Below are 16,661 nucleotides of genomic sequence, written 5' to 3'. Positions count from 1 at the left end.
TCAGTCGAGCCGAGGGAGTGTGCCATGAGCAACCAGCCGACGAGCGCCGCCGAGGCCCGCGCACGGGTGACCGAGCTGGCCCGGGCCGCGCGGATCTGCATGCTCACCACGATTGCTCTGGACGGGCGGCAGGTGAGCCGGCCGATGGGGCTCCAGGAGGCCGAGTTCGACGGCGACCTGTGGTTCTTCGCCTACGCCGACTCGGCCAAGGTCCGCCAGCTCCGGGTGAACCCGGAGGTCAACGTCGCCTTCTCCGACCAGAAACACCACGCCTGGGTGTCGGTCTCCGGCACCGCCACCGAGGGGTTCGATCGGGCCCGCGCCGAGCGACTGTGGAACCCGCTGCTCAAGGCGTGGTTTCCCGATGGGCTGGACACTCCCGGCCTCACGTTGATCAAGGTGCACGCCAGCTCCGCCGAGTACTGGGACTCGCCGAGCAGCACGGTGGTCAACCTGCTCGGCTACGCGAAGGCCGCGGTCACCGGCCAGCCGCCGGAGGTCGGCGAGAACCACGAGGTGACCTTCTGAGCGGCGTTCGTGGGCCCGCGCCCCGGGGCGCGCTGTCGCCGGACCGGCGGGCCGACTACAGTGCGCAGTGACGGCCCGCCCCGGGCCGGCAACGGCGCCGATGGTCTGACCTGACACATACCCTGGGGCATATCGGGCTTTACCTGATGCTCCAGGAGGATGAGCGGATCATGCGTATCGGCGTGCTCACCGGCGGCGGCGACTGCCCCGGTCTCAACGCGGTCATCCGGGCGGTGGTCCGCAAGGGCGTCGCCACTTACGGTCACGAGTTCGTGGGCTTCCGGGACGGCTGGAAGGGCCCGCTGGAGGGCCTGTCCCGGCCCCTGGGCATCGCGGACGTCCGTGGCATCCTGCCCCGTGGCGGCACCATCCTCGGCTCGTCCCGGACCAACCCGTTCAAGATCGAGAACGGCGTCGAGCGGATCAAGGACAACCTCGCCGCGCAGGGCGTGGACGCGCTGATCGCGATCGGCGGCGAGGACACCCTCGGCGTGGCCACCAAGCTCTACGAACTGGGCGTGCACGTGGTCGGCGTGCCGAAGACGATCGACAACGACCTCGGCGCCACCGACTACACCTTCGGCTTCGACACCGCGGTCAACATCGCGATGGAGGCCATCGACCGCCTGCACACCACCGCGGAGAGCCACCACCGCACCCTGGTCGTCGAGGTGATGGGCCGGCACGCCGGCTGGATCGCCCTGCACGCCGGCCTGGCCGGCGGCGCGAACGTGATCCTGCTGCCCGAGCGGCAGTTCGACGTCGACCAGGTGGCCGGCTACGTCGAGAAGCGCTTCCAGCACCAGTACGCCCCGATCGTCGTGGTCGCCGAGGGCGCCCAGCCGCTGGACGGCCAGATGGTCCTCGCCAACCAGGAGCTGGACTCGTTCGGTCACGTCCGCCTCGGCGGCATCGGCCAGTGGCTCGCCGAGCAGCTGGAGGCCAAGACCGGCAAGGAGGCCCGCACCGTGGTGCTGGGCCACATCCAGCGCGGTGGCACCCCGACCGCCTTCGACCGGGTGCTCGCCACCCGCCTGGGCCTGCAGGCCATCGACGCGGTCAACGACGGTGACTGGGGCAAGATGGTCGCGATGCAGAGCACCGACATCGTCCGGGTGCCCCTCGCGGAGGCCACCCGCGAGCTGAAGACCGTGCCGCTGGAGCGGTACGCCGAGGCCGAGGTCTTCTTCGGCAGCTGATCGACGGTCGGCGGCGCGGCGGGCCTGCGGGTCCGCCGCGCCGTGACCCGACGCGAGAGGGGTACGGCCGAGATGTCAGCCGAGGTACACACGGTCGCGGTGATCGGCGCGGGCAAGATCGGTGAGCTGATGCTCTCCGGGCTGCTGCGCTCGGGATGGCCGGTGGACCGGCTGCTGGCCACCGCCCGCCGGCCGGCTCGCGCGGAGGAGTTGACCGCCCGCTACGGCGTACGGGTCGTCGACAACCTGACCGCGGTGGACGAGGCGGCGGTGCTCGCGGTCTCGGTGAAGCCGCAGGACGCCGCCGCGCTGCTCGACGAGATCGGCCCCAAGGTGCCGGCGGACAAGCTCGTCATCTCGCTCTGCGCCGGTCTGCCCACCAGCTTCTTCAACCGCCGGCTGCCCGAGGGCACCCCGGTGGTACGGGTGATGACCAACACCCCGGCGCTTGTCGACGAGGCGATGACCGCGATCTCGGCGGGCGCGTACGCCACCGGGGCGCACCTGGCGTTGGCCGAGGAGATGTTCAAGCCGCTCGGGCAGACGATCCGGGTGCCGGAATCGCAACAGGACGCGGTCACCGCGCTCTCCGGCTCCGGCCCGGCCTACTTCTACCTGCTCGTCGAGGCGATGATCGACGCGGGGATCCTGCTCGGGCTGCCCCGGCAGGTGGCGCACGAGCTGATCGTGCAGACCGCGATCGGCGCCGCGGTGATGCTCCGCGACTCCGGTGAGCACCCGGTCAAGCTGCGCGAGGCGGTCACCTCACCGGCCGGCACCACCATCTCCGCGATCCGTGAGCTGGAGAAGCACGGCGTACGGGCGGCGCTGCTCGCGGCGCTGGAGGCTGCCCGGGATCGCGGCCGCGAGCTGGCGGCCCAGGCCGACTGATCGTCCGGGCGCGTCGCGGGGCGGTGCGTGCCGCATACTGGCCCCGTGTTCACACTCGCCCAGGCCCGGCACCTGGTGGCCACCCTGCAGCCGCGCGTCGACGAGCTGATCCGGGTCCGGGCCGACCTGGCCGAGCTGCGCGCCGACCTGGCCGACCACGGCGTGAGCGCGCTCGGCGGGCTGGCCGAGGTGAAGGGGCTGGAGGCCCGGCTGCACGCCGTCGTCGACGAGCTGCACCAGCACGACATCCAGGTCAAGGGCATCGCCCCGGTTCTGCTCGACTTCCCCGGCGAGCGGGCCGGCCGCGCCGTGCTCTGGTGCTGGCTGGAGGGCGACTCCGACGTGCGCTGGTATCACCGGGCCGAGTGCGGTTTCGCCGGCCGCCGCCCGCTCTGACGCCGTACCTGGCTGCCGACCGGCGACCTAACCCGCGGCGGATTCCGGCAGCACCGCGCTGGCGGCCTCGGTCACCGCGAAGACCACCACGTTGTCCCGGTAGTGCCCGCTGCGCCGGTCGAAGTCGCCCCCGCAGGTGACCAGGCGTAACTCCGCACCCGGCGTCGGCCCGTAGACCGCTTCGGTGGGAAAGCGGTCCTTGCGGGTACGCAGCGACCCGGTCACCCGGAACGACAGCCGCTGCCCGCCGCGCCACACCTCCACCCGATCACCGGGGCGCAGCTCACCGAGGCGGGCGAACACCGCCGGGCCGCGCCGCGAGTCCAGATGCCCGGCGAGCACGGCCGGGCCGACGTCGCCGGGTGCCGGGCCGCCGCCGTACCAGCCGGCGACGTCGAAGTCGCTCGGCGGGATCAGCGCACCCGCGCGGTCCAGGCCCAACACGGTGAGCGCGGTGTCGACACCGATGCGGTTGACGCGTACCCGGGTGGGTGGACCCTGCGGCACGGGCGCCGCGGCCACGGACGGACAGGCGTCGGTGCAGCCGGGGTACCAGCTCGCCATCGGCGGGGCCGCGCCGGGCGCCGAGTCGCCGGTGGCCAGCTCGACCCCGGTGCCGGCGGCCAGGCAGACCGCCGCGCCGGCCGCGACCAGCGCGGCCAACGGCACCCGCCGGTCGCGGTGCCGCCGGATCGACGCGTCGGGCCCGTCGTTCACCAGGTGGTGCGCCGCCGCCGGCGCCACAACAGCAGGGTCACCGCGACGGCCGCCGCGGCCAACCCGCCGGCCACCAGGGGGTACGCGCCGAACCCGGCCCGGGCGGTGCCGCCGGCGCCGGTGTCCACCCCGCCGGCGGGGACGACGGTGCCGCCCTCGGCGTCGCGGCGCAGCTCAGCGGTGAGCCCGCCCTGTTTCGCGTCGAGCACCAGCAGTGAGTAGACCGCGCCGCCGGTGAGCCGCACCTCGGCGTCGGCGCTCGGCCCAGCGGCACCCGTCAGCCGCAGCCGAAAACTGCCCGGCTCGACCTGCTGGTAATCGGTCGTGGTCGCGAACTGCACGCCGTTGGCGATCACCGGGCCGTCGGCGGCGGCCACGTCCAGCACCGGGGTACGCACCGAGGCCTGCACGACCCGCACCTTGGCGTGGCCCTGCGTGGGCGCGCTGAGGTCATCGTTGAGCACCCGCAGCCCCAGGTCGGCGTGCCGGCCGACACCGGCCACCGTGTAGGCCTCACCACTGGTCACCGCGACCTCGGTGGTGAGCACCGGGGGATCGCTGGCGGGGGCGCCGGCCTCGCGCATCGCCACCGCGTACCGACCGGGTGCCAGCTTCAGATAGTCGGAGACCACGCCGTAGCCGACCCCGTTGAATACCCTCGGCTTGGCGGCGCCCGGCGCGGCCAGGTAGACGTCGACGGCCGGGGTGTCGGGGGAGAGGTGGGCGAGCCGGACGTATCCGACGCCGTCCACAGCGGTCGCGGCGCTGGCCGGCACGGGCGTGCCGGCGGCGGCGAGGGCGGTGCCGAGCAGAAGCGCGCCGGAGCCGGCCAGCAGCCGGCGGGGCACGGTACGGAGCGTGTGCATGTCGCCTCCGGAAGCACGTTCGGTGAGCGGGCGGCAACCCAGAGAACAGGGTCTCGTTTGCGGGACTCCAGCGCAAGTTGCCGAAAGGATGTTTTTGCGCCGCGTTCCACCCCGTATCTGCCGCCGAGCGGGCCGAATTCGACAGTCGGAGTCCCCTATCATCTGTCGATGCGGGATCGCCGGGTGGCGTTGATGTGGGCGGCCTTCGTGGTCGTCGCGCTGGTGTCCTGTGTGCTCGTTCTCCGGCGTCCGGATCGCCTCTCCGACCTGCACATCTACTACGGCGCGCTGTCCGACCTGCACAGCGGTCGGCCGCTGTACGAATACGCGGCGGACAACGGCGGGCCGTTCACCTACCCCCCGTTCGCCGCTCTCGCGCTGGGGCCGATCACCGCCGTGAGCGAGGGCGTACTGCAGGGGATCTGGCTGGTCGCGACCTGCGCGGCCGTCGTCGCCATCGCCGGGGCCGTCGGTGTCGCGCTCACCACCCGGCAGTCCCGGCGGCCGCTCGTCGTGGCGGTGGCGGCCACCGTGCTGATGCTCTCCGCGCCGGTGCAGAGCAACCTGCGCTTCGGCCAGGTCAGCATCTTCATCGTGCTGATGGCCCTGCTGGACGGGATGGGCGCCGTCCCACCCCGACCGCGCGGGGTGCTGGTCGGGGTCGCCGCGGCGATCAAGCTGACCCCACTGCTGTTCGTGGTCTACTTCCTCGTCACCGGCCGCTACCGCGACGCGGGCCGGGCGGTGGCGACGTTCGTGGCCTGCGCGGGTCTCGCCGCGCTCGTGTTGCCAGGCGAGAGCTGGACCTACTGGGGCGAGGCGGTGCGGCAGACCTCGCGGATCGGCAACCTGGCTTCGCTGGGCAACCAGTCCGTGCACGGAATGCTGCTGCGCGTCGGCGTCGACGAGTCGGCGCTGCCACTGCTCTGGGCCGCCCTGGTGGCGCTCATCTGCGCGGCGGCGCTGCTGCGGGCCCGGCACCTGACGTCGGGGGGCCGCCCGGGGCACGCGGCCGTGCTGGTCGGCTGCGCCACCATCGCCGCGTCCCCGGTGTCCTGGACCCACCACCAGGTGTGGCCGGTGCTCGCGGCGATGCTGCTGATCGGCGCGTCGGGCGTCACCCAGCGGGCCGCTGGCGCCGCGCTGCTCATCGCCATGGTCGTCTCGTTGGGCGCGGTCCTCAGCCCGGTGTCGATGCGGCCGGGCGTGCAGTTCCTCTTCGAGAACGCCCGCGCCGTCGGGGTGTGCCTGCTGTGTCTGGTCGGCTTCGGTGGTGTCGCGGTCGCCGCCGCTCGGACGAACCGGCGGCCGGCCGGGAGGGGCTGGCTGCGGGTGGGCGTCACGGCTGCGGTGGCGGTCGCCTTCTTCGCCGTGCAGCCGTTGCCCGCCGGGGCCGACCCGACCTTCAAGGCGTACGCCCTCGACGACGTGGCCAACCCGCGATACTTCTTCGTCTGCCGTGGCCCGGTCGAATGCGCCGCCTACGGCACCGACGCGCCGGTCACCTTCGGCACCCGCGCCGAGAAGACCAAGGTCCGGGTCAACGGCGTGGTCTCACCGCAGGTGGCCAGACTGGAGTACTACTCGGCGCCGGGCGGGGCACCTCGGGTGATCCCCCTGCTCGACGCCTATCCGGGGACGCGGACGTTCTCGTTCCGCTCGGCGAACATGGCCCAGGGCCGACTCCTCGCGTACGCCTCGGACGGCCAGCCGATCGCCAGCTACGACGACGAACTCGCCGCCGCCCTCCGCACCACCACCTGGTAGCGGAGGCTGTGCGCGGTGTCGGAAATTCCGCTTGACAGGTACGGCCGGATCGTGGCCGGGGAGAACGAGGGATACCTCGTGCACGTCCACTTCGACGCCGAGGTCACCGGCCGGTATTACGTCTACCTGGTAGATGACCTGGAAAGTCCCTCCGACGGAGGAGATTACTGGGCCAAGGACCGGGAGGAGTTGACCAACCTCGTCCGTCTCATGGAATGGCGCGTCGAATGGCTGGAAGAGGAGTGCCACTCCTCATGAGGTTGGCGCGGCGCCGACCGGTCGCCGGGCGAGCCGAAGATGGCCCACCCGGCGGCGTTGCTCAGCGGGTCGCGGCGGCCAGGGCGGCGCGCAGCTTCTCGGCGTCGCCCTGGGCCGGGTGCTCCCAGTCCGTCGGGTCGGCGGAGTAGATCGTGCCGTACGCCGGGGTGTCCGGCTGGTAGCGCCACCCCTCGGCCAACGACCCGGCGTCGACCGCGTCGTAACCGATCCGGTCGAGGAAGGCCGTCACCTCGGCCTTCGCGGCGGCGTCGTCGCCGGCGATCGCGAGGGCGCTGCGGTCTGCCGCGCCGGACGGCCGCGGCAGCGCGGCCAGGTGCTTGAAGAAGATGTTGTTGAAGACCTTGACCACCCGGGCCTCCGGCAGGTGCTTCTGCAGCAGCTCGCTGCTGGTGATCTCGCCGGCGTCCAGCTCCGGGAAGGCCCCGTCGCGCTGCGGGTAGTAGTTGTTGGTGTCGATGACGACCTTGCCGGCCAGCGGCTCCACGGGCACCGCCCGGTACGCCTTCAGTGGCACGCTGACCACCACCAGGTCACCGACCTGCGCCGCGTCCTGGACGGTGCCAGCGCTGGCGTGCCCGCCCAACTCGTCGGCGAGGCCCTTCAGCGTCTCCGGGCCCCGCGAGTTGCTCAGCACCACGTCGTAGCCGGCGTCCACCGCCAGCCGGGCCACGGTGCCGCCGATGTTGCCACTGCCGATCAGTCCCACAGTTGTCATGCTGGTTCCCAACTCCGTCCACCCGCGACGCATTCCCGACCAAGGCAGTGGGTTATTCCGGTTGCCCGGAGTGTCGACCGGCTGCGCTGCCGGGCATGCGCTGTCTCGTCGAGATCTCGCGACCATCGCCGCCACGGCGGGCACCTGGCTGCGCCGAGAGCCCGTCCTGCACAACGTACTGCTCACGCTGGTCGCCAGCCGCCACTCCGGGGACCTGCCACTCTCCGGTGACGAGCAATTCGTCCGGGTGGTCGTGGCAGCCCACCGGTGCCCAGCGCCCGCCGCCCTGCCGCGTCCGCCGCGTCCGCCGCCCTGCCGCGTCCGCCGCGTCCGCCGCCCTGCCGCGTCCGCCGCGTCCGCGGCCCTGCCGCGCCCGCGGCTCGGCGGCGTCCGCCCGACAAGATCGCGCTCGATCCAGGATGTAGTGGCTTCCGGGAGTTGGGAGACCACTACATCCTGGATCGAGCGTGATCAAGGCGGGGCGGGCGGCCCGGGCGGGGCGGGCGGTCCGGGCGGGGCGGGCGGTCCGGGCGGGGCGGGCGGTCCGGGCGGGGCGGGGCGCTCGGCCGGGGTGAGTCAGGCGGGGGTGGGTAGGGCCTTTTCGATTGCGGTGCGCAGGTCGTTGGCGTCGGGCTCGACCGTTGGGGCGAAGCGTGCGGCGACGCTGCCGTCCGGGGCCACCAGGAACTTCTCGAAGTTCCACCGGACGTCCCCGGTGTGCCCGTCGGCGTCCGGGGTGTCCACGAGCGCGGCGTAGAGCGGGTGCCGGTCCGGACCGTTGACGTCGACCTTCTCGGTCAGCGGGAAGGTGACCCCGTAGTTGACCTGGCAGAAGTCGCTGATCTCGGCGGCGCTGCCCGGCTCCTGCCCCGCGAACTGGTTGCAGGGCACGCCGAGGACCACCAGGCCGCGGTCGGCGTAGGAGTCCGCGAGCGTCTGGAGGCCGGCGTACTGCGGGGTGAGGCCGCAGCGGGAGGCCACGTTGACGACCAGGAGCGCCTTCCCGCGGTAGCGGGTCAGGTCGGCGGGGCCGCCGTTCAGGGCGTCGATCGGGATGTCGAAGACGGTCATGGCCCGAGGCTACGCGCCGGGCGGGCGGGGCCCCCGGGGCGGGCGGAGCAGGGCACTCCACGCACCAAGGGAAATCGAAACATGCACATCTTGACGAAGTGATGACGCCGTGAGTACCGTCTCACCATCTCTTTTGGAAGGTTTCCTAACAGTTCGGGAGACGCCTCATGAAAAGATCGCTCCGCCGGGCCCTCTGGGCCGGTGCCGTGGTCGCCGTGACCGTCGCAGCGGTGCCGATGACCACCGCGTTCGGCGCCGGCAGTGTCACCACCACGTTCACCAGGGCACAGGACTGGGGAACCGGCCACGAGACGAAGGTGACCGTCACCAACGGATCCACTGCCACCGTCACCACCTGGCGCATCGAGTTCGACCTACCTTCGGGCACCACCATCAGCAGCGCCTGGGACGCCGACGTGACCAGCAGCGGCAACCACTACGTCGCGGTCAAGAAGAGCTGGGCCGGCGGCCTCGCCCCGGGTGCCTCGTTCAGTTGGGGTTACAACGGCACCGGCACCTTCAAGGCCCCGCTGAACTGCACCGTCAACGGCGCACCCTGCGGCGGCGGCACCCCCACCAGCCCGCCGACCACGACCCCGCCGCCGACCACCGCCCCGCCGACCACCGCCCCGCCGACCACCGCCCCGCCGACCACGGCCCCGCCCACCACCGCCCCGCCCACCACGGCGCCGCCGACCACCAACCCGCCGAACCCGGGTGGCAAGAAGGTCGTCGGCTACTTCGCCGAGTGGGGCGTCTACGGGCGCAACTACCACGTCAAGAACATCCAGACCAGCGGCTCCGCCGCCAAACTGACCCACATCCTGTACGCCTTCGGCAACACCACCGGTGGCCGCTGCGCCATCGGTGACAGCTACGCCGACTACGAGAAGGCGTACACGGCGGCGGACAGCGTGGACGGCGTCGCCGACACGTGGGACCAGCCGCTGCGCGGCAGCTTCAACCAGCTACGCAAGCTCAAGCAGTTGAACCCGAACCTGAAGGTGATCTGGTCGTTCGGTGGCTGGACCTGGTCCGGCGGCTTCACCCAGGCCGCGCAGAACCCGACCGCCTTCGCCGAGAGCTGCTACAACCTCGTCGAGGACCCACGCTGGGCCGACGTCTTCGACGGCATCGACGTCGACTGGGAGTACCCCAACGCCTGCGGCCTGACCTGTGACACCAGCGGTCCGAACGCGTTCAAGAACGTGATCAGCGCGCTGCGGTCGAGGTTCGGCTCCAACGCCCTGGTCACCGCCGCGATCACCGCGGACGGCAGCAACGGCGGCAAGATCGACGCCGCCGACTATGCCGGTGCCATCGGCAACCTCAACTGGCTGATGCCGATGACCTACGACTACTTCGGGGCCTTCGCCGCCCAGGGTCCGACGGCACCGCACTCCCCGCTCACCTCGTACACCGGCATCCCGCAGCAGGGCTTCAACTCCGACGCGGCGATCCAGAAGCTCAAGAGCAAGGGCGTTCCGGCCAACAAGCTGCTGCTCGGCATCGGGTTCTACGGCCGGGGCTGGACCGGGGTCACCCAGGCCGCCCCGGGCGGCAGCGCCACCGGCGCGGCACCGGGCACCTACGAGGCGGGCATCGAGGACTACAAGGTCCTCAAGAACACCTGCCCGGCCACCGGCACGGTCGGCGGCACCGCGTACGCCAAGTGCGGCAGCAACTGGTGGAGCTACGACACCCCGTCGACCATCAACGGCAAGATGCAGTACGCGAAGAACCAGGGCCTCGGTGGCGCGTTCTTCTGGGAGCTCTCCGGTGACACCAGCAACGGCGAGCTCATCGGCGCCATCAAGGGCGGTCTCGGCTGAGCCGAAGGCCGACGTACCACCCACACGGCGGGGAGGGGCACGCACCGCCCCTCCCCGCCCGTGACACAGCGGCCCGGTCGACGCCCAGCGTCGGCTGGGCCGCCGGCGTTGGGTCGGGCCAGCTCGATGTGGCAGACTCCCGGCTCGGCAGGTTTCGATCTCAGCGTCGACGGAGGTGGTCATGCGCCCGACCCACCGCAGGCTGGCGGCAACGGCCGCAGGGCTGGTGCTGCTGCCGGTCGCCCTGGTCGGCTGCGGGATCGGCGGCGGCGCCAAGGACGAGCCGGCCGCCAAGCCCGCGCGAGCCCCCGCCGAGGAGGCCACCGCCCGCTCCCGCGAGCGCGTGCAGGCGTACCTCGACGCGATGACCGCCAAGGACGTCGCCGCCGGCCGCAGTCAGCTCTGCGCGCTGCTGCACGACGGGTTCGACCTGGGTGCCACCGGCCCCAACGGCGACTTCGCCGATCATTTTCAGGTGCCTGAGGCGGCCATCACCGACATCCGGTCCGGTCCGCGCGGGCAGGAGGTCAGCGTCTCGGTCTCGGTCAGCGCCGGCAAGCGCACCGTCGTCCGGCCGCTGGTGTTCACCGTCACCCGCGACGGCAGCGACTGGTGCATCGCCGGGGAGGCGCCGGGCGGCCCGGTCGCCAGCCCCGCGCCGGGCGGCGTCGTTCCCTCTCCCGCGTCCTGACCAGCGCCCGGCGGATTGATCTCCCACCTGCCGGAACCGTCCCCCTCGCCTCCCGGGCACCCCGACCGTCGCCGTACGCTTTCTGTCATGCGCCATGAGTGGCATCAGCTGAGCCATCCCGGGGTGGGCAGCCCCGGCCTGCAGACCAGCCGACCGACCGTCGACTCCGCCGAGGACGCCGCGCTCGGCCTGGACCGATGGCGGGAGCTGCCCCGCGAGCAGGTCCCGCCCTGGTCCGACCCGGCCGCCGTCGCCGAGGTCTGCAAGGTCCTCGACACCGTGCCGTCGGTCGTCGCGCCCTACGAGGTGGACCAGCTCCGGCAGAAGCTCGCCCTGGTCTGCGAGGGCAAGGCGTTCCTGCTCCAGGGCGGTGACTGCGCCGAGACGTTCGTCGACAACACCGAGAGCCACCTGCTGGCCAACGCCCGCACCCTGCTGCAGATGGCGATCGTGCTCACCTACGGTGCGTCGCTGCCGGTGGTCAAGGTCGCCCGGGTCGCCGGGCAGTACACCAAGCCCCGCTCGCTGCCCACCGACGCACGGGGCCTGCCCGCCTACCGCGGCGACATGATCAATTCGCTGGAGGCCGACCCGGCCGCCCGGATCGCCGACCCACAACGCATGATCCGGGCGTACGCCAACTCGGCGGCGGCGATGAACATGCTCCGGGCGTACCTCGCCGGAGGGCTCGCCGACCTGCACGCCGTGCACGACTGGAACAAGGGCTTCGTGAAGAACTCCCCGGCCGGGGAGCGCTACGAGGCGATCGCCCGGGAGATCGACCGGGCGCTGGCCTTCATCCGGGCCTGCGGCATGACCGACGACGAGGCGCTGCGCACCGTCACCCTCTACTGCTCCCACGAGGCACTCGCCCTGGAGTACGACCGGGCACTCACCCGGGTCTCCGACCGGCGGGCGTACGGGCTCTCCGGGCACTTCCTCTGGGTCGGCGAGCGCACCCGGCAGATCAGCGGGGCGCACATCGACTTCATCTCCCGGATCGCCAACCCGATCGGCGTCAAGCTCGGCCCGACCACCTCCCCGGACGAGGCGATCGAGCTGTGCGAGAAGCTCAACCCGGACAACGTCCCCGGCCGGCTCACCCTGATCAGCCGGATGGGCAACCACCGGGTGCGCGACGCCCTGCCGCCGATCGTCGCCAAGGTCACCGCCGCCGGTGCCAAGGTGGTCTGGCAGTGCGACCCGATGCACGGCAACACGCACGAGTCGTCCAACGGCTACAAGACCCGGCACTTCGACCGCATCGTCGACGAGGTGCTCGGCTACTTCGAGGTACACCGAGGGCTGGACACCCACCCCGGTGGCCTGCACGTCGAACTGACCGGCGAGGACGTCACCGAGTGCCTCGGCGGCGCCCAGGGCATCGAGGATCTCGACCTGCCCGACCGGTACGAAACCGCCTGCGACCCGCGACTCAACACCCAGCAGTCGTTGGAGCTGGCCTTCCTGGTAGCCGAGATGCTCCGTGGCTGAGCTTGCGAGCCCCGCAGCCGGCTCCGTGGCTGAGCTTGCGAGCCCCGCAGTCGGCAGCCGAAAGGACAACTGTGACTGACCTGTTCGTGGACCTGCGTTCCGACACGGTGACCCGACCCACCGCCGGGATGCGGGAGGCGATGGCCACCGCCGAGGTCGGTGACGACGTCTACGGCGAGGACCCGACCGTCAACGCGCTGGAGGCCGAGGTCGCGGCGTTGTTCGGGCACGAGGCGGCGCTGTTCGCCCCGAGCGGGTCGATGGCCAACCAGATCGCCCTGCAACTGCTGGTGTCGCCCGGCGACGAGCTGCTCTGTGACGCCGACGCGCATGTGGTCACGTACGAGATCGGTGCCGCTGCCGCGTACGGCGGGATCTCCTCGCGGACCTGGCCTGCGGTCGGCGCGGACATCGACCCGGACGCGGTGGCCGCGATGATCCGTCCGGACGGCTACTTCGCCGTCCCGACCCGCGCGATCGCCGTCGAGCAGACCCACAATCGCGGCGGCGGCGGGGTGATTCCGCTGTCCACCCTGCAGAAGCTGCGCGGGGTCGCCGACGACGCGGGCGTCGCGCTGCACTGCGACGGCGCCCGGATCTGGCACGCGCACGTTGCCGACGGGGTGCCCCTGATCGAGTACGGCCGGCTCTTCGACACCATGTCGGTGTGCCTCTCCAAGGGCCTCGGCGCCCCGGTCGGCTCGCTGGTGGTGGGCAGCGCGGAGAAGATCGAACGCGCCCGGATGATCCGTAAGAGGATGGGCGGTGGCATGCGCCAGGCCGGCATCCTCGCCGCCGCCGGCCGGTACGCGCTCGCGCACCACGTCGACCGGCTGGCCGATGACCATGCCCGGGCGGCCCGGCTCGCCGAGGCGGTCGCGCCGTTCGGTGTGCTCGCCACCGTGGTCCGCACCAACCTGGTCGCACTGGACCTCACGAAGCACGCCCTGGACGCGCGTACCCTGGCCGCCGCCGCGCGGGCCGAGGGCGTGCTGATCTCGGTGCTCGGCCCCCGGAGCGCCCGCCTGGTCACCCACCTGGGCCTCAGCGACGCGGACATCGACCGCGCCGTCGCAGCCCTACCCCGCATCCTCGCCGCCGCCTAACCCCACCCGCCCACTCCCACCCCCACCCCCCTCGCCCCGGTGATCAAGAGATTTGCGTCAGATTCCAGTCGTTGGACGACGCAAACCTCTTGATCACCAAGGCGGGAGAGGGGGAGGGGAGGGGGACGGGGTGGGTTAGGCGGGTGGGGACAGGCGGGTGAGGGTGGTTATGTCGGCGGTGTGGCCCACGTGCTTCTCGCTCGGGGTCTCCACGACGATCGGGACGCCTGCGGTGGCCGGGTGGGCCATCAGTTCGGCGAAGGCGGGCTCACCGATGGTGCCCTTGCCGATGTTCTCGTGCCGATCCCGGGTCGAACCGCACAGATCCTTCGAGTCGTTGGCGTGGATCAGCCGGAGCCGGTCCGCACCCACCGTGGCCACCAGGGTGTCCAGGGTCGCCGTCATGCCGCCCTCGGCAGCCAGGTCGTGGCCGGCGGCCCAGGCGTGGCAGGTGTCGAAGCAGACCCCCAGCATGGGGTGCCGGTCCACCGCGTCCAGGTACGGCCCGAGCTGCTCCACCCGGGAGGCGAGGGACCGGCCCCCGCCCGCGCTCGGCTCGACCAGCAACATCGGCCCGCCAGCGTCGGCGGCCCAGTCCAGCAGCGGCAGCAACTCCCGGCGGACCTGGCGCATCGCCGTCTCCGCGTACCCCTCGTCCACCGAACTGCCCGCGTGGAACACCACCGCCTGAGCGCCGATCGCCACGCCCCGACGAAGCGCGTGCGCCAGCGTCTGCGTCGACTTCTCGACCGTCGCCGGGGTGGGCGACCCGAGGTTGACCAGCAGCGCGGCGTGGATGAACGCCGGAATGCCCCGCTCGGCGCAGCCGTCGCGGAACAGGGCGTCCTGTGCGGGGTCACCATCGGGCAGGGCCCAGCCCCGCGAGTTGGAGACGTAGACCTGCACCACCTGGGCGCCGGTCGTGTCGACGTACGGCAGGGCGGCCTTGGCCAGGCCACCGGAGGTGGGAGTGTGCGCGCCCACCGGCCGCGAGTGGATCGTCGGCATCAGAAGCACGTGATGACGACCTGGGTGCCCGGCGGCACCTGCGAATTCTCGCCCGGGAGCTGGATTCGGGCCACGGCGTTCGGGTTGACCGCAACCGTCACCGGGAAGCCCTGGCTCTCCAACACCTGCTTGGCCTGCTGACAGGGCAGGTCGATCACCCGGGGTACGACGACGAACGGCGGGCCCTTGCTGACGTCCAGCTTGACCTGGGTGCCCTTCTCCACTCCGGCACCGTCGGCGGGGCTCTGACCGAGGACCTCGTCCTTGGGCTTGTCGGAATCCTTGTAGGTCTCCACCAGCACCAGGTTGAGCTGGGCCAGGGCGGCCCTGGCGTCGGTCAGGCTCTTACCGACCAGGTTCGGCACTGTCACGGGCGCCCGGCCCTTGCTCAGGATGAGGGTGATCTTGGCGCCCGGTTTGACCTCGGCGCCGACCTTGGGGGAGCTGTCCAGCACGACCCCGGCGGGCAGGGTGTCGTCGTAGCGGGCGGCGCCCTTGGCCACCACCAGCTTGACGTTGGTCAGGTCCGCCTCGGCAAGCTCGAACTCCTTGCCGATCACGTCCGGCACGGGGAAACGCTCCGGGCCGAGCGAGAGGGTCAGGGTGATCGTGCCACCCTTGACGATCTTGCTGGTGGACGTCGGGCTCTGCCCCAGCACGCTGTCCTTCGGGGCGGTCTCGTCGAAACGCGGCTCACCGTACTTCAGGATGAGCCCGGCGCGATCGGCCTGCGCCTGCGCCTCGGCCTTGTTCAGGCTCACCAACTGCGGAGCAGTCGTGTAGCGGCCGGCGCCGAACCACCAACCCCCGACGGCGGCCACCAGACCCAGCACCACCACCACGGCCGCGACGGCCAGCCGGCCGCGTGGATTGCTCAACACCGTGGTGCGCAGCGCGGCGAGCCGGGCGCCCAGGCCCTCCGCCGGCTCCGGGGCGGCCCGACGGCGACCAGGTCCCTGGCTGGCGCCCCCCTCGGGCAGCCGGGCCCAGGACGGGCGGTCGGTCGGGCGGACCGTCGCGACCATCATGGTCGGCTGGGAGAGCGACACGTCGTCGGTCACCGGGCGGAGCACGGCGGTACGGGTGTTGGCGTCGCCCAGGCGATCCCGGGCAACCTGCACCTCGGCCAGCAGGGCGCTGGCATCGGCGGGCCGCGCGTCGGGATCGCGCCGAGTGGCCCGCTGCACGAGGTCGTCGAGGACCGGCGGCAGGCCGGGCACCAACGTCGAGGGTGCCGGCACGTCCCGGTCGACGTGCTGCCAGGCGACGTCCACCGGGCGGTCCGCGTCGTACGGCACACGGCCGGTGAGCATCTCGAACAGCACGATGCCGGCGGAGTAGACGTCGGTGCGCGGATCGGCCCGGCCCTCGGTGACCAGCTCCGGGGCGACGTACGCCACGGTGGCCATCAGCTGGTTGCCCTGCTCCTCGTCGGCGCTCGCCTCGACCGCCCGGGCCAGCCCGAAGTCGGCCACCTTGACGACGCTGTCGACCAGATTGGCGACACCACCGGTGGGCGCCTCGGCGACCAGAACGTTCTCCGGCTTGACGTCGCGATGAACGAGACCGGCCCGGTGCGCGGCGGCGATCGCGGCGAGCATCTGCTCGGCGATGGCCAGCGCCTCGTCCGGGTTGAGTCGGCGGCGCTCGGCCAGCACGTCCCGCAGGGTACGGCCGCGGACGTACTCCATCACCAGGTATGGCAGACCGGCGTGGGTGCCCTGGTCGTAGACCGCCACCACGTTCGGGTGGGTCAGCCGGGCGATGGTCTTCGCCTCGTCGGTGAACCGGGCCACGAAGTTGGCGATCCGGGCCCGGGCCTCGGGTGCCTGGGTCGGATGAATGATCTTGACAGCGACGGTGCGCTCGAGGCGTTCGTCCGTGGCGGTGTACACGGTCGCCATGCCACCACGGGCCACGCGACCGCGAATGCGGTAGCGCCCGTCGATCAGCGAGCCCAGCAACGTGTCGGCGACCTGTGTGTCCATCGGCAGGGAGTCTATGTGTCCAGAGGGTGAAGGTTGAACAGGATGCTACAGCCGGACGCCGAACCGGTCCGTCCCGCGGCGCTCGCTGCCCCTCGTCCGCTGGTCAGCGGCGG

The 16,661-nt window shown here is 72.0% G+C and carries 16 protein-coding genes; 10 read left to right on the top strand and 6 right to left on the bottom strand.

Annotated elements, in window-relative coordinates; all coding sequences use genetic code 11:
• Window positions 1-24: 24 nt before the first annotated feature.
• From C7C45_RS14225 to C7C45_RS14210, 4 genes are all read left to right on the top strand, one after another.
• Window positions 25-528: a pyridoxamine 5'-phosphate oxidase family protein gene (locus C7C45_RS14225; protein ID WP_110564126.1), complete on the top strand. Its 504-nt coding sequence runs from the start codon at window positions 25-27 to the stop codon at window positions 526-528.
• 170 nt (window positions 529-698) lie between these two features.
• On the top strand, window positions 699-1,727 hold the full coding sequence (locus C7C45_RS14220; RefSeq protein ID WP_110564192.1) for a 6-phosphofructokinase: 1,029 nt from the start codon (window positions 699-701) through the stop codon (window positions 1,725-1,727).
• A gap of 72 nt (window positions 1,728-1,799) precedes the next feature.
• Window positions 1,800-2,618, top strand: coding sequence for a pyrroline-5-carboxylate reductase (gene proC / locus C7C45_RS14215; protein ID WP_110564125.1), 819 nt, complete (start codon window positions 1,800-1,802; stop codon window positions 2,616-2,618).
• Between the two features lie 45 nt (window positions 2,619-2,663).
• Complete coding sequence (locus tag C7C45_RS14210) at window positions 2,664-3,014, top strand: DUF2203 domain-containing protein (RefSeq protein WP_110564124.1); 351 nt, start codon at window positions 2,664-2,666, stop codon at window positions 3,012-3,014.
• 27 nt (window positions 3,015-3,041) lie between these two features.
• On the opposite strand, the gene C7C45_RS14205 is transcribed toward C7C45_RS14210, so the two are convergent.
• On the bottom strand, window positions 3,042-3,758 hold the full coding sequence (locus C7C45_RS14205; protein WP_244200378.1) for a class F sortase: 717 nt from the start codon (window positions 3,756-3,758) through the stop codon (window positions 3,042-3,044).
• Window positions 3,728-4,597, bottom strand: coding sequence for a DUF4397 domain-containing protein (locus C7C45_RS14200; protein ID WP_110564123.1), 870 nt, complete (start codon window positions 4,595-4,597; stop codon window positions 3,728-3,730). Before C7C45_RS14200 ends, C7C45_RS14205 begins: the two co-directional genes overlap by 31 nt.
• 168 nt (window positions 4,598-4,765) lie before the next feature.
• On the opposite strand from C7C45_RS14200, the gene C7C45_RS14195 reads away from it, so the two are divergent.
• Window positions 4,766-6,364, top strand: a complete 1,599-nt coding sequence (locus tag C7C45_RS14195) for a glycosyltransferase 87 family protein (RefSeq protein ID WP_110564122.1) — start codon at window positions 4,766-4,768, stop codon at window positions 6,362-6,364.
• 15 nt (window positions 6,365-6,379) lie between these two features.
• The gene (locus tag C7C45_RS14190; protein WP_146247318.1) at window positions 6,380-6,622 is read left to right on the top strand and encodes a hypothetical protein; all 243 of its coding nucleotides are present in this window, start codon (window positions 6,380-6,382) and stop codon (window positions 6,620-6,622) included.
• A 61-nt stretch (window positions 6,623-6,683) separates the two neighbouring features.
• Here the strand turns inward: C7C45_RS14190 and C7C45_RS14185 are convergent, their stop codons facing one another.
• Window positions 6,684-7,358 carry an NADPH-dependent F420 reductase gene (locus C7C45_RS14185; RefSeq protein ID WP_110564120.1) on the bottom strand — a complete coding sequence of 225 codons (675 nt, stop codon included), beginning with the start codon at window positions 7,356-7,358 and terminating at the stop codon, window positions 6,684-6,686.
• 576 nt (window positions 7,359-7,934) lie between these two features.
• Entirely contained in the window at window positions 7,935-8,429 is a 495-nt protein-coding gene (locus C7C45_RS14180; protein WP_110564119.1) for a glutathione peroxidase, read from the bottom strand.
• A 167-nt stretch (window positions 8,430-8,596) separates the two neighbouring features.
• Between C7C45_RS14180 and C7C45_RS14175 the strand changes: the two genes are divergently transcribed.
• The 4 genes from C7C45_RS14175 to C7C45_RS14160 all read left to right on the top strand — a co-directional run bounded on the left by C7C45_RS14175 (window position 8,597) and on the right by C7C45_RS14160 (window position 13,552).
• Window positions 8,597-10,261, top strand: coding sequence for a glycosyl hydrolase family 18 protein (locus C7C45_RS14175; RefSeq protein ID WP_110564118.1), 1,665 nt, complete (start codon window positions 8,597-8,599; stop codon window positions 10,259-10,261).
• Between the two features lie 181 nt (window positions 10,262-10,442).
• A complete protein-coding gene (locus tag C7C45_RS14170) occupies window positions 10,443-10,952 on the top strand; it encodes a hypothetical protein (RefSeq protein ID WP_110564117.1) in 510 nt (169 codons plus the stop codon).
• A gap of 87 nt (window positions 10,953-11,039) precedes the next feature.
• Window positions 11,040-12,446 carry a class II 3-deoxy-7-phosphoheptulonate synthase gene (locus C7C45_RS14165; RefSeq protein ID WP_110564116.1) on the top strand — a complete coding sequence of 469 codons (1,407 nt, stop codon included), beginning with the start codon at window positions 11,040-11,042 and terminating at the stop codon, window positions 12,444-12,446.
• An 80-nt stretch (window positions 12,447-12,526) separates the two neighbouring features.
• Window positions 12,527-13,552: a threonine aldolase family protein gene (locus C7C45_RS14160; RefSeq protein WP_425271138.1), complete on the top strand. Its 1,026-nt coding sequence runs from the start codon at window positions 12,527-12,529 to the stop codon at window positions 13,550-13,552.
• Between the two features lie 135 nt (window positions 13,553-13,687).
• Here the strand turns inward: C7C45_RS14160 and C7C45_RS14155 are convergent, their stop codons facing one another.
• On the bottom strand, window positions 13,688-14,560 hold the full coding sequence (locus C7C45_RS14155) for a deoxyribonuclease IV (RefSeq protein ID WP_110564114.1): 873 nt from the start codon (window positions 14,558-14,560) through the stop codon (window positions 13,688-13,690).
• Window positions 14,560-16,548 (bottom strand): Stk1 family PASTA domain-containing Ser/Thr kinase, encoded by a 1,989-nt coding sequence (gene pknB / locus C7C45_RS14150; RefSeq protein WP_110564113.1) that lies wholly within the window; start codon window positions 16,546-16,548, stop codon window positions 14,560-14,562. The genes C7C45_RS14155 and pknB overlap by 1 nt, the downstream gene beginning before the upstream one ends.
• Window positions 16,549-16,661 lie beyond the last annotated feature (113 nt).

It is taken from the genome of Micromonospora arborensis (assembly GCF_003205615.1).
GTDB lineage: Bacteria > Actinomycetota > Actinomycetes > Mycobacteriales > Micromonosporaceae > Micromonospora > Micromonospora arborensis.
The sequence above is the reverse complement of the archived record's forward strand: the minus strand, read 5'-3'. Positions and strand labels throughout refer to the sequence as shown.

Bases quoted from the DNA above. Each gene is read 5' to 3' on its own strand.
- C7C45_RS14180 (WP_110564119.1), bottom strand. From the start codon at position 8,429: ATGACCGTCTTCGACATCCCGATCGACGCCCTGAACGGCGGCCCCGCC.
- C7C45_RS14225 (WP_110564126.1), top strand. From the start codon at position 25: ATGAGCAACCAGCCGACGAGCGCCGCCGAGGCCCGCGCACGGGTGACC.
- C7C45_RS14195 (WP_110564122.1), top strand. From the start codon at position 4,766: ATGCGGGATCGCCGGGTGGCGTTGATGTGGGCGGCCTTCGTGGTCGTC.
- proC (WP_110564125.1), top strand. From the start codon at position 1,800: ATGTCAGCCGAGGTACACACGGTCGCGGTGATCGGCGCGGGCAAGATC.
- C7C45_RS14155 (WP_110564114.1), bottom strand. From the start codon at position 14,560: ATGCCGACGATCCACTCGCGGCCGGTGGGCGCGCACACTCCCACCTCC.
- C7C45_RS14185 (WP_110564120.1), bottom strand. From the start codon at position 7,358: ATGACAACTGTGGGACTGATCGGCAGTGGCAACATCGGCGGCACCGTG.
- pknB (WP_110564113.1), bottom strand. From the start codon at position 16,548: ATGGACACACAGGTCGCCGACACGTTGCTGGGCTCGCTGATCGACGGG.
- C7C45_RS14170 (WP_110564117.1), top strand. From the start codon at position 10,443: ATGCGCCCGACCCACCGCAGGCTGGCGGCAACGGCCGCAGGGCTGGTG.
- C7C45_RS14200 (WP_110564123.1), bottom strand. From the start codon at position 4,597: ATGCACACGCTCCGTACCGTGCCCCGCCGGCTGCTGGCCGGCTCCGGC.
- C7C45_RS14175 (WP_110564118.1), top strand. From the start codon at position 8,597: ATGAAAAGATCGCTCCGCCGGGCCCTCTGGGCCGGTGCCGTGGTCGCC.
- C7C45_RS14165 (WP_110564116.1), top strand. From the start codon at position 11,040: ATGCGCCATGAGTGGCATCAGCTGAGCCATCCCGGGGTGGGCAGCCCC.
- C7C45_RS14220 (WP_110564192.1), top strand. From the start codon at position 699: ATGCGTATCGGCGTGCTCACCGGCGGCGGCGACTGCCCCGGTCTCAAC.